This is a genomic window from Corynebacterium lipophilum, from assembly GCF_024102595.1.
Classification (GTDB): domain Bacteria; phylum Actinomycetota; class Actinomycetes; order Mycobacteriales; family Mycobacteriaceae; genus Corynebacterium; species Corynebacterium pseudogenitalium.
Genome location: NZ_JAEUWV010000011.1, coordinates 13,153 through 27,991, shown reverse-complemented (window position 1 = coordinate 27,991; position 14,839 = coordinate 13,153). Strand labels below are relative to the sequence as shown.

The 14,839-nt window shown below is 62.0% G+C and carries 11 protein-coding genes; 3 read left to right on the top strand and 8 right to left on the bottom strand.

What is annotated here, in order from left to right; all coding sequences use genetic code 11:
- Window positions 1-34 precede the first annotated feature (34 nt).
- From JMN37_RS07860 to JMN37_RS07845, 4 genes are all read right to left on the bottom strand, one after another.
- A complete protein-coding gene (locus tag JMN37_RS07860) occupies window positions 35-1,783 on the bottom strand; it encodes an ABC transporter ATP-binding protein (protein ID WP_252931573.1) in 1,749 nt (582 codons plus the stop codon).
- Window positions 1,780-3,567: an ABC transporter ATP-binding protein gene (locus JMN37_RS07855; RefSeq protein ID WP_070361799.1), complete on the bottom strand. Its 1,788-nt coding sequence runs from the start codon at window positions 3,565-3,567 to the stop codon at window positions 1,780-1,782. The genes JMN37_RS07860 and JMN37_RS07855 overlap by 4 nt, the downstream gene beginning before the upstream one ends.
- Window positions 3,568-4,363: 796 nt before the next feature.
- Complete coding sequence (locus JMN37_RS07850; RefSeq protein ID WP_252931571.1) at window positions 4,364-6,010, bottom strand: VanW family protein; 1,647 nt, start codon at window positions 6,008-6,010, stop codon at window positions 4,364-4,366.
- 25 nt (window positions 6,011-6,035) lie between these two features.
- Window positions 6,036-7,223, bottom strand: coding sequence for a glycoside hydrolase family 3 N-terminal domain-containing protein (locus JMN37_RS07845; protein ID WP_252931569.1), 1,188 nt, complete (start codon window positions 7,221-7,223; stop codon window positions 6,036-6,038).
- Here JMN37_RS07845 and JMN37_RS07840 point away from each other — a divergent pair, their 5' ends adjacent.
- The 3 genes from JMN37_RS07840 to JMN37_RS07830 all read left to right on the top strand — a co-directional run bounded on the left by JMN37_RS07840 (window position 7,224) and on the right by JMN37_RS07830 (window position 11,028).
- Window positions 7,224-7,400 (top strand): DUF2613 family protein, encoded by a 177-nt coding sequence (locus JMN37_RS07840; protein ID WP_071565697.1) that lies wholly within the window; start codon window positions 7,224-7,226, stop codon window positions 7,398-7,400. It begins immediately after the preceding gene.
- A complete protein-coding gene (locus JMN37_RS07835) occupies window positions 7,387-10,338 on the top strand; it encodes an alpha-(1->3)-arabinofuranosyltransferase domain-containing protein (RefSeq protein ID WP_252931567.1) in 2,952 nt (983 codons plus the stop codon). The genes JMN37_RS07840 and JMN37_RS07835 overlap by 14 nt, the downstream gene beginning before the upstream one ends.
- 417 nt (window positions 10,339-10,755) lie before the next feature.
- Entirely contained in the window at window positions 10,756-11,028 is a 273-nt protein-coding gene (locus JMN37_RS07830) for a hypothetical protein (RefSeq protein ID WP_070361796.1), read from the top strand.
- Between the two features lie 242 nt (window positions 11,029-11,270).
- On the opposite strand, the gene JMN37_RS07825 is transcribed toward JMN37_RS07830, so the two are convergent.
- The 4 genes from JMN37_RS07825 to JMN37_RS07810 form a co-directional block, all read right to left on the bottom strand.
- On the bottom strand, window positions 11,271-11,741 hold the full coding sequence (locus JMN37_RS07825) for a hypothetical protein (RefSeq protein WP_252931565.1): 471 nt from the start codon (window positions 11,739-11,741) through the stop codon (window positions 11,271-11,273).
- A 9-nt stretch (window positions 11,742-11,750) separates the two neighbouring features.
- Window positions 11,751-12,836: a trypsin-like serine peptidase gene (locus JMN37_RS07820; protein ID WP_252931564.1), complete on the bottom strand. Its 1,086-nt coding sequence runs from the start codon at window positions 12,834-12,836 to the stop codon at window positions 11,751-11,753.
- A gap of 222 nt (window positions 12,837-13,058) precedes the next feature.
- A complete protein-coding gene (locus JMN37_RS07815; protein ID WP_252931562.1) occupies window positions 13,059-13,784 on the bottom strand; it encodes an ABC transporter ATP-binding protein in 726 nt (241 codons plus the stop codon).
- 3 nt (window positions 13,785-13,787) lie between these two features.
- The gene (locus tag JMN37_RS07810) at window positions 13,788-14,837 is read right to left on the bottom strand and encodes a FecCD family ABC transporter permease (RefSeq protein WP_252931560.1); all 1,050 of its coding nucleotides are present in this window, start codon (window positions 14,835-14,837) and stop codon (window positions 13,788-13,790) included.
- Between the last annotated feature and the right edge of the window lie 2 nt (window positions 14,838-14,839).

Sequence of the window (14,839 nt, the reverse complement as noted above, 5' to 3'; positions counted from 1 at the left end):
AGTTTTTCCTTTCATGTGCTTATACGTGCTGTGTTTAGACGAGTTGCCATCCAGCTGCGTTGATGCGTTCTTGCCAGAAATCGCGGTATTGACCCGGCTGGTTGACCAGCTCGTCGTGGCACCCGCGCTTGGCGATACGCCCATCGTGGGAGAGCACAATGATTTGGTCAGCTTGGCGAATGGTTTCAAGTTTGTGGGCGATGACAATTAGTGTGGAGTGCTTACGCAGCTCGTTCATCGCCGCAACAATGTTGGCTTCGTTTTCCGCGTCCAACGCGCTGGTGGCCTCATCGAACAGCACGATCGGGGCTTTCTTCACCAAGGCGCGAGCGATGGACACTCGTTGGCGTTCCCCACCTGACAGTGCACGCCCGCCAGCACCCGCCAATGAATTCCAGCCGTCTGGGAGGCGGTTGACAATTTCCGTCACGCCCGACAGCTCAGCGGCCCACCTGATTTCTTCATCAGTAGCTTCGGGATTGCCAAGGCGAATGTTGGCTTCGAGAGTGTCGTTGAATAAGTAGACGTCTTGGAAGACCAGAGATATCTGGCGCATCAAATCTTCGGTGGTCTGCTCGCGCACGTCCACTCCGCCAACGCGCACGCTGCCGGACTGCACATCCCAGAAACGTGCAACCATCCGGGCGATCGTCGTCTTCCCGCACCCAGATGGACCAACCAGGGCACACATGCCGCCTTGCGGGACATGGAAGGACATATCGTGCAGCACCGGGGTGTCCGGATCGTAGCTGAAGGTGACGTCCTCGAAACGAACATCACCAGGTGCCCTCACTGGTGTAGAGGCATCGGGTTCGGACAGTTCGGGGGCATCCATGACCTTGTCGACGTGGTTCATCTGCTGGCGGCGTTCTTCCAGCCCGGTCATGCAGCCACCGATGTCTTGGAGCATGGTGGTGAACCGCAGGCACATGCCGATTGTGACCACGGCGTTCAGCGCATTCATTTGCCCGCCGAGGGCGAGTTGGGCGGTCAGCCAGATCATTATCACGACAAGGGCTTGGACGAACATTCCATTAATCAGGTTCGCTAATGTTTCGATCCACAATGCTTTGCGGCTTTTGCGGTCAGCCTGTTTGAATGCCCGATCAAGGGCCGGGTAGTCGTCGGCGACATGGCAGGAGCGCAGCGCGCCTTGGCAGGTGGCGAATTCGACCATGCGAGCCGCCAATTCTGACTCAGCTGGTTCGGAAACCTGCTTACCTTTATCAAGAAGCACGCGGGAGATATGGAGGAAGGCGAGCATGATCGGGAACGCGATCGTCAAGGTCAGTCCCAGCCGCCAATCCCAGAACCAGGTTCCCACAGTGATCACCAGCACGGCTGAGAGTTTTTGGACGAGGGAGAAAATGAAGTGCGCCGCCGACTCGCCCAAGTTCATCATTTCCTGGGTGACCATGCGCGACAGTCGGCCAGAGCTACCCGAATCGAACACTCCCAACGGTAGGCGGGCTACTTTGTTACCTATTGCGTGGTGGACGTCGTGAATGAACCCGAGCGCGCCAATATAGCCGGTGCGCATGCCATAAAACTCGGTGCCTACACCCGCTACCGAGATCACCGCCAAGGCGATGAGCCAGCCCCAAAACGATAACCCCCACACCGGCATTCCGGTCGCTAGGGCACTTGCTGCGGGAAGCAGAATCAGCAGGGCAAAGCCGTGACACAGTCCTGAGACCGCACCCCACGCTTGACCGACCGAGAGGTCACGCCACGAGGCGGGTTCCATCAAACGCTTAAAGCGTGGCAGCAATAGTTGATTCATCGTGTCATCTCCTCACATGCACCTTGGGCAAGAAGTGCCTGATAGTGCGCATTACCCAACAGCTCGTCGTGTTTACCGACCACAGCAATGCGCCCGCGTTCCATGACGACAATCTGATCCGCGCCCCTGATCGACGCCAACCGGTGGGCGATCACAATCACGGTTCTGCCTTTGGCAAGAGTCGAGAGAGCTTGTTGAATTTTCGATTCCGATTCCGGGTCCGCCATCGCCGTCGCCTCGTCCAGCACCAACACTGGGGCATCAACCATGAGCGCCCGGGCGATCGCGATACGGGCTGCCTGCCCGCCCGAAACGTGGGTGTCCTCCCCCAACACGGTGTCGTAACCATCTGGCAGGCTCATGATGAACTCGTCGATCTGCGCGGCTCTCGCCGCCTGTCGCACCTGATCCAAGGTTGCGTCTGGCGCGCCCAGGGCAATGTTGTTGTGGATGGTGTCGCGAATAAGCTGTGCATCTTGCAAGACGAACGCGACCGTCGAATACAACAAATCCTGGGAAATGCTCTTTAGATCAACCCCGCCGATAGTGATCGTGCCAGCGTCCGGGTCATCGAAGCGGGCAATTAAACTCGCCAACGTCGACTTCCCCGCACCCGACGGGCCAACCAGCGCGGTCACCGTGCCTGCCGGAATGCTCAGGCTCACCTCGTCTAATGCCTGGGTGTCGTCATAGGCATACGACACACCCCGAATCTCGATATCATGACCGTGTGGTGTCTGTGGCGCATCGGGCTGACTCAACGCTGGTAGCTCCATGACGTTCACCAGCCTCACTGCGGCAGACCCTGCGAGCTGGTACGACCAGGCGATGGTTGCGACTGCCATCAACGCTCCCGGCAGCACCAAGGCGATCAACGTCGTCGTTATCACCTCGTAGATGCTCACCCAACCGGCGTTCATCATCAACGCGCCACCGCCAAGGTTCACGATCAACAACACCGGGATCGACACCCACGAAAATGAGGCGACCGACATCGACACCAGCGGCATACACCACGCCCGGTAGAACTTAGAAAACTCGTTAGCCGCATCTAAATAGGCTTTATGTGCTTGGCCGACCTTGCCGAATGCTTTCACCACTGAGATACCGGCAACGAACTCGGCCATCGTTGCCGAAACCTGAGCGAGCTTGGTGTCCATTTGTGCGGTCTTCTCATTCATCCCACGCATCGACATGCCATACATGCCCACATAAATCGGAATCGTCGCAATCGACAGCAGAGCGAGCCGCCAATCCACCACAAACGCATACACCAACAAGGCGAGCGGGGATACGATCGCGTTCAGTTTCTCAATCGGCCCGTGCGCGATCACTGTATGCACCGTGGCCGTATCATCCTGAATGGTCTTGCGGATCTTCCCCTCACCCTCGCGGGTAAACCACGACAGCGGAGCAGTCGACATTCGGGCGGCAATTTGCCGACGCATCTGATTACGCAACGACAGGTCAATAAAATGCGTCACGCCCAATGCAACAAAATATAAGGTCAACCGGGCCATGTATGCGCTGACGAGGAGCATGACGATCCAGTTCACCCGCGCCGGGTCCACCTGGTCTTGCATAAGTTCTCTGCCAAGCTCCACCAGAGCCACATACGGGGCAATAGCCAACACGCCTGAGAGAAAAGCCAAAACCTGCGCGATAAACAGTTTGCCTTTCACCGGCTGCGATAGCTGACGGATCGCGTTCTGGCCAGCGACAGATTTTTCCTTCGCGGACCCATACTCACCGTCAACAACCTGATCCGTTACACTATCGTTCACGTAAACACCATCCTTATTAGGCAAGTCTAACCTTACTCGCTTTCTGGGAGGTGTACCTAACCGTGCACATCAACCGATACGAGCATTACCCTTTCAAGGCCATGCTTACCTGTTCACCGGTGCGGAATACCAACCGGATCGTATCCTCGTCTACGATGGCGTGGTCAATGAGTGCGCTCCACTCTACATCTGTAAGAACGAAGGCTCTTGGGCTGGAAGTTTGCTGCGCCCGCGAAATGGGTTCGCACCGATCAAGCACTTCAGGACTGTCCAACACGAACTTGAAGCAAGTCCATCTACTGCTCAAGAGTACGAAACACTCACAGAGTTAATTCTCGAAACGCTCAATCAAGCCGGTATTGAAACACTCCGTGCCCTCCAACCACTAGCTGAAAGCGATGACACCCCCTAACCAGATACCCGCTAACGCAAGCCCACCCGCAGATCCCCTTGGCTTCAAACGGACGCCACCCCCAGTGGGCGTTACAGCGATGACTGCCGGATCGCCGAACCTCCAGCAAAGTAGCGAGCAGTCTCAAAAACAGCTAAATCCCAGCTCAACAGGGGTTTAGTGGCTCATGCGGCTTTTATCATTTTCGACGTCTAAGCCTCCACTAACACCCCTTTTGCAGGGGTGTTTACGTTTGCCGTTTTTGAGGTGGGCGGAGACGCGAGTGACAAAAGACGCAACCCGGAAAAATTTGGTCGCCATAACCGCAGGCCGTAAAAGGGCTAGACGTCAAGAGGTGCGTCTTTTGTCACTGAAGCGAAAGGGAAGAAGCCAAGAACAGAGACACTACCCGCAGCGGACGATGGGCTGCGGGTCGTAGACCGTGGTGGTGGTTTCGCGACTGAGCTCGTTGCCGGCGAGGTCGGTGATCACGCGGGTGTCGGAGGTGGTGAAGCCGGGGGCGCCGCCGGATGGGGCGCAGTCGGGGCCGGTGACGGTGCGGGGTTGCGGCTGGGTATAGGCCCAGCGCCCGCCGTTGATGGACTGCACGTTGACGGTCTTGACACCGAGGAGGCTGACGGTGATGTTGCCGCCACCGTAGTTGGTGACGATTTTGACGGGGTGGTTGCTGTCGTTGCGGAAGGCGAGGTCAATGGCGCCTTCGTAGACGGTGGCTTCGCGCCCGGCTGGGTAGCGGGAGATGTAGTAGGAGTGTGGGGTGGAGGCGACGTCGGTCATGCCGGCGAAGTAGGCGGCGTTGTAGAGGGTGGTGGCGAATTGGGAGATGCCTCCGCCGACGGCGGTGCCGCCGCGGCCGTTGATGATGATGCCGGATTCCACGTAGCCCTGGGCGGTGCCGCGGGGGCCGGTGTAGCCGTTGAGGGAGAACGTTTCGCCGGGGTTGACGATGGCACCGTTGACGGTGTTGGCCACGATGCGGATGTTCTCGCCGGAGGCGCCGGAAAAGCCGCCGGTGGTGAAGGTGCCGACGGTGTCGTTGAAGGTTGCTTGTTCGGCGTCGGCGGTGGTGAAGGTGGCGGGGACGTCTTTGTAGGTGGCGTCCCAGGTGCGGTCGGCGTCGTGGAGGAGGCGGTCGTCGAAACCTTTGAAGGTGGCGTCCCAGTCAACGTTGATGCCGTCGACGGAGGGCTCGATGCCGCCGCTGGTCAAGACGCGTGCGTTTTTGGCCTCTACCTCGGACTCTTGCAGCTGCTCGCCGAGGATCGCGCCGGCTGCCTTGTGATCCACGATGGGTTTCAGGGATTCATCGAAGTGGAGGATCTCGCCGATGCGTTCCTTGGGGATCACGGCCTTAACGTCCTCGCGGCCGTTGACGGTGAGCGGCCCGGAGAGGGCGCGGTGGACTGGGCCGTCCATCGCTTCTTTCAGGGCAGATGCGCCGATGCGCGGCGCTATTGGTTGCGGCTCAACGGTGACGCCGTCGGGGTTGAGCCAGTGGGCGGTCAGCTGTGTGCGCAGCGCGTCGGCGGGCACGTCCTGGCCGTCCTCGGGGGTACGCTCGCGGGCGGTGCCGCCTTCGAGGGTGATGGCGGCGTCGATGGGGTCGCGGTGTAGTTCTTTCTGCAGGCGGGTGATTTCGGGGGCGAGTTTCGCGTCGTCGACGCTGGGGACGACGGCCACTTCGTGCTCGCGGATCAGGCCGCTGAGGCGCTCAATCGGGCTTGCGGACTGCAGCCCCGCCGCCTCAATGGTCGCCGCGTAGTCGATGCCGAGTCCGGCGCGCTGCGGCACCACTTCGGCGCGCTCAGGTCCGGAGGTGACGGTGATGGGGCGCGAGGGGGCGTCGCCAAGTTGGGCTTTGAGCTCGGCTTCTGCCTCCTGCGGGGTGAGTCCGCCGATGGCGACGCCGCCGACGGTGGTGCCGCGCGGCACGTGGCCGCGGTTGAGCGCCAGGTCGGCGAGGTAGATGGCCAGCAGCACCGCGAGCACGCCCACGGAGAAGCCGATGAAGATCTTTGTTGCCCTATTCACCCGCCCCAGGGTAATAGAGTTTGGGCTATAACCCAACGTCAATGAGTTGTTGTTGCACGCGGGTCGCGGCTTCGTCGATGCGGGATTCGGGGATTTCTCCCTTTTCGACGCCCGCTACGACACCATCGATGATCCGCGCGATGTCGTGGCCGGAGGACCAGAGGGCTTGGTCGGCACCTGCGCTGATGGCGAGGCGGACTGCGTCGGGTGTGGGGGCGTATTCGAGGATGCCGCGCATGCCGGAAAGGTCGTCGGTAACGGCGACGCCTTCGAAGGGGACACCGCCGGGGTAGTCGCCTTCGCGCAGGATGCGGTAGGCCTCCGGGTTGAGGCTGCTGGGCACGCCCTCGGCGCCGAGGCCGGGCACGATCATGTGGCCGACCATGACGCTGGCGCGCGGGAAGCGCTGCAGCAGCTCGCCGTACGGGACTAGGTCGAAGGTGTGCAGGTCCCCGATCGGTGGCGTGGTGGCGAGCTTCTTGTGGGTATCCCCAGAGGCACGGCCGTGTCCTGGGAAGTGTTTGAAGGTGGGGGTGACGCCGGCGTCGAGAAGGCCTTGGGAGAAGAGTCCGGCGATGCGGGCGACCTCGGCGGGGTCGCGGTGGAAGGCGCGGTCCCCGATGATGGCCAGGTCGGCGGCATCGATGTCGACGACCGGGGCGTAGTCCACGTTGATGCCGTGGGCGCGAAGCGAACGGCCGATGTCGTAGCCGGTGCCCTGGATCACCGCGGGCGTCCCGGCGGCGAGGCGGCCCGGCGCAGGAAAGTCCCCGAGGACGTCGGTGTGGCGCTGGACGCGGCCACCCTCGAAGTCGATGGCGACGGTGAACCCGCGCGGGTACTGCTCGCGCAGCGCATTGATGTCGTGGCCGGGGTCGTCGAGAAGCTTGGGGTCGGCCCAGCTGGGGATGATAAGCCCGCCGACGCCCTGATCGAGGGCCGCGCGGGCCTGGTCGTAGTTCTTCACTCCGACGACCATCAGGGATGCGACGCGCGCCCGCAGGTCCTCCGGGACGCGCTGCTGAGCGGGCGTTTTGGGGACGATCTCGGTGATCGGCACCGTGTCGGTGGGCAGGAGTGGGATGTGTTCGTGGAGCGGAGCGGGCGTCGTCACGGGTTGTGGGGCTGGCTCGGGCGCGCACCCGGCGAGCACGACGACGAGCCCCGCCGTCGCCGCGGCGGACCCCCATACACGTCTGGTACGCTTTTGCACATGTCAAACCGTACTACCTTGCCTTCCGTTGTGGCTAGCGCCGTCGTCGGTGTTGTGCTCGGCGTGGTGGGCGTGATTGGGGTAGCGGCGTTCTCCGGGCAGAATTCCGTGCCGGTGTCCAACGCCGTCCCGGCAGACGAGGCCGTGCTTGGCGGCCCGGAATATGGCGCGCGCTAGACTCCGCAGCTGTATTCCCCACCTGGTCGCGTGGGTCATCATCGCGCTGATTGTGTGGGCGCAGGCGCCCGGGCAGATCGCCGCAGACACCAAGTTCGACCTCACCACCAACCCGGCCGGGTTCCTCGCGCAGGCCATGCACGCCTACACGGACCGCTTCACGCTCGGGCAGCTGCAGAACCAGGCGTACGGCTACCTCTTCCCCCAAGGCGCGTTCTTCCTGCTGCCGCTGCCCGCGTGGGTGCTGCAGCGCTGCTGGTGGACACTGCTGGTCGGGCTGGCGTTCTCCGGGACGTACGCGCTAGCCAGGCGGATGGGCATGCGCGGGGTGGCGGGCCCGGCGGTGGCCGGGGCGCTCTACGCGTTCAGCCCGCGCATCCTCACCACGCTGACCGCCATTTCTTCGGAGGCCTGGCCGGTGGCGTTGGTACCGTGGACGCTGCTGCCACTGTTGGGCGCTGAGCGCCGCCCGCGGCTCGCCGCTGCGCTGCTGCCGGTGGCGTGCATGGGCGCGGTCAACGCGACGGCCACCATCGCCGCCTGCCTACCCGCCCTACTCGTGCTGTGCGCGCAGCGCCACTGGCGCGCCGCCGCGCTGTGGCCGGTGGGCGCGGTGCTGGTCAACGCGTGGTGGCTCGGCCCGCTCGTGGTGCTTGGACGCTACTCCCCACCGTTCACCGACTTTATTGAGTCCGCCTCAGTGACCACCGCGTGGCTCAACCCGATCGAGGTTCTGCGCGGCACCACCAGCTGGGCCCCGTTCGTCGACGCCGAGCGCGCCGCCGGGCACCTCCTGGTCACCGAGCCCGTATTCGTGCTGCTCACGGCGGGTGTGGCGGCGCTCGGCATCACGGGGCTCGCCCGCCGCGACATGCCCGCCCGCGGACCGCTCATCACCGTCTTCGCCGTGGGCGTCGGCATGCTGTGTTTCGCGCACGCCCACCCCTTACTTTTCGACGCCCCCCTCGCCGCCTTCCGCAACCTGCACAAGTTCGACCCACTGGTCCGCCTCCCGCTGGTGCTGGGGGCCGGGTGGGTGGTGTCCCGTGCACGCACCCCGCAGCTGGTCGGCGCCGTCACGCTGGTGGCGGTGGCGGTATCCCCGGCGTGGTCGCTACGTCTGCTGCCGCAGGGCACGTGGCAGGAACCGTCCGCGGATTGGGTCGCGGCCGCCCGCTGGCTCGACGAACACGCCACCGGCACCCGCACGCTCGTCGTCCCCGCCGCACCATTCGCCCGGCAGACCTGGGGCTGGACGCGCGACGAACCGATCCAGGCGCTCAGCCAGGCCCGCTTTGCGGTGCGCGACGCCATCCCCCTCGTCGACCCGGAGGCGATCCGCGGCCTCGACGGCCATGTGCGCGCCGTGGACTCGGAGGCGCTGCGCGCCATCGGGGTGGGCGTCGTCGTGGTCCGGCACGATTTGGAGGAGGCGGTGGCGTCGACAAGCGTGCCCGATCTTGGCGAGCCGACCGTGCGTTTCGGGGACGTCGATATCTATGCGCTGGAGCCCACGCGCGACATGATGCTGACCAGCGCCACCCCCGTGCGCGTCGACGCTGGTGGCGAGGCCCTGCCCCTGCTGTGGCGCGAGTTCGGCTACTTCCCCGCGACCCTGACCAGCGTTGATGCGGACATCGTGACGGATACGCCGGCGCTGGCGGTGCGCAATTACGGCTCCGTGCAACGCGCGCAATCCGCGCACCTCGCTTCCGCTGCTGAGGGCAAGGACGTACGCAACCTCGTGCCGGACTACCCCTCCGTGGGCACGCCGGTGGGCGTCGCGATGGAAGGTACTGCCTCCGCATCCTCCTCCGCCGCCGACGCCACCGCCTTCGGCGGCGCCCGCGCCTCCCGATCGCTGACCGCCGCCTTCGACGGCCTCGACGACACCGCCTGGTGGCCCGCCGCCCAAGACCCCCACCCGTGGCTGCGCTTCACCCCCAACACCGACACCGCCACCATCACCGCCACTGCCAACACGAAAGTGCAGGTCACCGACGTATCCGGCGAGCGCACGCTCAGCCTTGTCGCCGACCAACCCCGCACCATCAGCGTGCGCGGCGAAACCACGCTCACCCTCACCGAACCCGTCGGCATCACCGAAATCGACGCTGGCATCCACCGCATCGTCGACGTCCCCGGCACCGCCGACACCTACTTCTTCCAACGCCTCATGCCCGAAACCACCACACTGCAGCGCGCCTTCACCACCGCCGAAGACGCCGAATGGGAACTCTCCTCCCCCGCCCTTATCGACGGCTCCTCCGCCACCAACACCGTCTTCCTTCCCGCCGGGCGCCACGAATTGGTCACGGACGCCGAAACGATCACGCTGCGGCGCGGGCCTGCGCCTGCTGTTTCTTGGGAGCCGGTTATTGGTGGCGCAGTTGTGCCCGCCGACCAGGACCGCCTGCTCATCACCACCCGCGCGTTCAACCCAGGGCTCCAAGCCAGCCTCGACGGCGAACCCCTCACCGCCCAACGCATCGACGCCGGCCAGCTCGCCTTCCGCATCCCCGCAGGCCACGGTGGCACCCTCACGTTCTCCTTCGCAGGCGAGCGCCCCTACCGCCTCAGCCTGTTCGGCGGGGCGGCGCTCAGCCTGGTCACCGTGCTGGTGTTGCTGTGGTTCGCGTGGCGCCGCCGTGGCGTCGGCGCTCCGGCCCGCCCCGTCCCCGGCAGGATGGTGGCGGCGTTGCCGCTGGCAGCCGCTCTGTGCATCAACCCGGTACTCGGGATCGTCAGCGCTATCGGGGTCTGGACGGTGCGCCGCTATACCCTGCTGGCCAGCCGATACACCTCCGCCGGCGCCATCACCGCCATGGGATTGTGGCTGGCCCGCGCGCCCTGGCCTTCCGCCGGGTACGCCGGCGACGCCACCCTCATGCTCGTGGCCGGGTGCGTCGCGGTGGCCTGCCTCGCCTGGCCGGACTAGGTGGCCGGACTGAGTGTTGGCCCCGCCGCCTGCTGAAAAAGTTCCCGCGCCCGGGAAACATTTTGGGTTTTCGGCCGGTTCCGGTCGACTAACACTTGTGTTTCCCTAGGTTGCGTCGTCTGTCTACGAAGAAAGTTCCCACGACCGCTGCTTCTTCGCACCAGATTCCGGGTTTTCGGCGAGCGGATTTACAAACCCCCAGGTCGCGCGAACCTCATGCAGGAATTTGGTGCGCACCCGGCCTGCCTCTCAGCCGAAAACTCGCTAAAAGCGTGGGATTAAAGGAGTGCGATGTGCGGCAGCAATCACTAGAATGATCGCAGCCAGTGCTCACAGCAGAGCTGACAAGAATTGCAGGAATCAAAGACCAGTGCTTTGAGTAGATAGCACGATCGAGATATTGCGAAAGGTGTCGTTATGTCTGAGAAACTGACGATCATTGGATCATATTTGGCTCTATTCGCGGCGGTACTGGGGCTTCTTTCCGGCCAGTTTCTGCTTGCGACGGTAGTCGCGGCGATTGGCGTGTGGGGGTTGCGGTCGCATAATCGGCGCTCAGCACTCGATGATGTTATTGCTTCTGATCTGCCAATCCCTTCGGCAGCAGAGTTAAAGAGCTATCGGGAGAAGAATCCAGATCTCTCTTTTTCTGAAGCAATCGTTGCTTGGCAGAAGGGTGAATCAGCCTGAATTCTTCGGGTTGCAGGCGATAGCTTTACCGCGTCTTCAGTCCATCACGCCCCAACGATGCTGAAAGCGTGGGATTACAAGCGTGCGATGGGCCCACCGCGGACTAGGCAGGCTAGATGACGATAGCGGAGTACGCGGGGTGAATCTGAGATTTATTGGGCTCCACCCCGTAAATTGGCCCGTTCCCATTAGGGCACGGGCCAAAGAAACGTCGGAAAACTCTCACACAACAGGCGGGTGATCTACCAGTTCTGGAGCAAGCGAGCCCCAAGTGGCGACTGCAACGTCACCTTCATGGAGGCCGTGGAACCGATCAGGATGCACTTATCAGGCGATCCTGGAATATTCCCTTCGTACACTCTAACTTTTACTGATGTCGCGGTCTCCGATGTCTCCGCGCGGTATCCGTAGCAAGTTTCGGTTCCGGCGGGGAAGAACACTCGAATTTCTGTCGGACTAATTACTTGATAGCCTGCCCATTTGACTTGACGCTCATTTTTGAGATCGTTGCGCGCCTCTCGGTCGAAAGGTTTTTGTCGAGTTTTGTGGACGATCCCCATTGCACTGCTGAGTTCGTCGCCGACAGGTGTGGCTGAGACTATTCCTATGGTACTTCCCACTATCGCAAACACAGTTAAAATAACGCCGACCAAATGTACATTTTGCGCATTCAAACCTGCGTTTATGCCGAATTTAGATAGTATGCCAGACATTCTCACTCCTTACTTCACTGGCCGACTTGCCGTTGAATCAAACATGTCCCAAATCTTGGAGGTTATGATCGGCGAACCGAGATACGACGCACCGTTTTCCGGACCAAACGAACTCACGGAGCGGATATGCCCCAGAGTTCCGTTGAAGTCTTCTAGCCATGCACCGCCGGATGCACCACCGCCAAAGTTGCACCCATATGACATGTAGAAATTGAAGGACGACCAATTTTCGTTTTTCACCGGTACCGTACACCGAAACATAGCGGAACCCAGGAAACGTTTGCGGGGATATCCAATTATGTCAGCTTTGAACGAACCTGCATTTCCGGAGCGCAGTCCATGGCCTCCAACCGCATCGACGAGACGTTTCCCTCTTTCTGAGTTGACAGTGACAAACCCGAAGTCAGAAGCAAACCCACGAGGTGTAGCTCCATAGTTGGCCCAGTCAGTAGTTGTGGTCATAAAATTGGCCTTAAATCTCCCATGGGGTGCAACACCGATCGTATATTCTGGAACGAATACCCAGTTCTTATGAAACTCACCTCCGCTCCCGCTATGAACGCAGTGACCGGCAGTAATTACGGTACTTTTGTTGTCTGAGTTTACGGCAGATGCGGAGCAGACGTGATCTTCATATTGGCCATTGACTTTCTTTGAGAAAAATACTTTTCCATTAGCAGCACCGGAATTGCCGATTCGAGAGTGCGCCTCACTGGCCGTTTGAGATGAGGAGAACGGTTCAATAGGTTCTGATGCTTCTTGTTCACGTTCTGGCACTTCAGGGGAAACGACAACCTCTTTGCTGTTTGACGTTGCTCGGTCCGCCGCAAATGGCAAGTCGAGGGTTGCATCAACAGGAGTGGCTCTCGACATGCGATCCAGTGTCCAATACTCATCCAGTGTCATCTCCGAGGAAACTGATCTAGTCGACTGATCATTCGGGTTAATTACTCCGGCCGTGGTTTCAGCTTCTTCTCCGATGAATGATTCCTGAGCATGGACTGCCACTGGCGCCACAGCCATGGCCAGACAAGCCGATGATGCCAGGACTGTAGCCCGGTTGAAGATCTTTCTGATATGGGAGTTGAGATACATGACAGCTCCTTGAGGTAGGGATGAAAGCTGCGTTCGTATGAGATAAACGCATTGGTATGGAAATTATCACGCATGTTACTCTTTTTCAATACTGTGATATGCAACATAGATTGTCTCTGGGGCTGGCATCGAAGTTACATATGCACCCCACCTACGCTGACTCTTGTTGAATGCCTACCCAGAACAGTTCCACACCAAAACGGATCAACCCCCTACCACCCCCTAAGCAGGGCAGATGACAGGCGCACCGGAGACCGGGTCGTAGAGGACGCGGGCTTCGATGCCGTAGACCTCTTGGAGGAGTTCGGGGGTGAGCACGTCGAGGGGTTCGCCGTGCGTGACCACGCGTCCGGCTTTCATGACCAGGAGTTCGTCGCAGTAGCGGGCGGCGAGGTTGAGGTCGTGAATTGCGACGACGGCTTGGCGTTCGGTGTCGGCGACGATGTTGCGGATGATGGTGAGCAGGCTTACTTGGTGGTGGAGGTCGAGGGCGGAGGTGGGCTCGTCGAGAAGGAGGAGTTGGGGTTCGCGTACCAGCATCTGGGCGACGCCGACGAGTTGGCGCTGGCCGCCTGACATGTGGCAGACCATCCGGTCGGAGATATGGAGGATGCCGAGGCGGTCCATCATCGCGGCGGTGGCTTCGAGTGGGTTAGTGACGGCGCCTCCGGCTTTTGCGGCGACGACGATGGATTCGAACGCGGTCAGCGATGCGCTGGTCAGCAGGTCTTGGGGGACGTAGCCGACGTCGTGGGGCCCGCAGGTGGTGGTGACGGTCCCGGACGTGGGAGTTTTGAGGCCGGCGATGGTTTTGACCAGCGTGGACTTGCCGGCGGCGTTGGGCCCGAGCAGGCCGGTGACGGCGCCAGGGGTGCTCAGGCGGAAGGTCATGTCGTGGAGGATAGGGGTGCGTCCGTAAGCAACGTTGAGGTCTGTGGCGACGATCATGGGTTAGTGGCCTGCTTTGCGGTAGCGGGAGAAGATCAGGAAGACGAAGAATGGGACGCCGACGATGGCGGTGATGATGCCGATCGGGATCACCAGGCCTGGTTTGACGGTGATGGAGACGGCGTGCGCTGCGGTGAGCAGCAGGGCGCCGGCCGCGGCGGAGGCGGGCAGGTAAAACTTCTGGTCTTCGCCGACCAACATGCGGGCGATGTGGGGGCCGACCAGTCCGATGAAGCCGATGACGCCGGCGAAGGCAACCGAAGCTGCTGCCAGCAGGGACGCCACGATCAGGGTGATGACGCGCAGGCGGGAGACGTTGATGCCGAGGGAGGCGGCGCGGGCGTCGCCAAGTCGGAGGGCGGTGAGCCGCCAGGCGTTGAGGACCACGAACGGGACTGCAGCGACGAGGAGGGCGCCGATGATGCCGTCGGAAAGCCAGTTGGCGCGCTGCATGGAGCCGAGCGTCCAGAAGACGATCTGTTGCAGCGCCTCAAGCGTTGCGCCGTACTGCATAAGCGACAGCAGCGCCTGGAAGAAGAAGGACAGGGCGATGCCCAGCAGGATCATGGTTTCGGCGGCGGCGCCGCGCCACACGGCAGCGGCGGCGACGACGGCCACCGCCACCAGCGCGGCCAGCGCGGCGGCGAGTGCCAGGTTGAACTGGGGGTGCGCGATCAGGTTAATGCCCAGCACGATCGACATCGCGGCGCCGAACGCGGCCGCCGCCGAGATGCCCAGCGTGAATGGCTCCGCGAGCGGGTTGTCCAGGATGGTTTGCATCATCCCGCCCGCAAGTCCCAGGGACGCGCCGATGAGCAGCGCCATCACCGAGGCCGGCAGGCGCAGGTCCCACAGCACCACGGAGGCTTGCTCGGGTGCGGTGTTGGGGTGGAGGAGGGCGTCGAGAAGCTGGGAGGCGCTGAGGTTGATCGGGCCGACCACCGTGGCAACGACGAAGCTGATGAACGCGACGAGCAGCAGCGCGCTGATCGCGATGAGTTTGCGTCGTCCTCGCTGGTGGTAGGCGCGGATCGCCTGATCTTGCTGGTTCATGG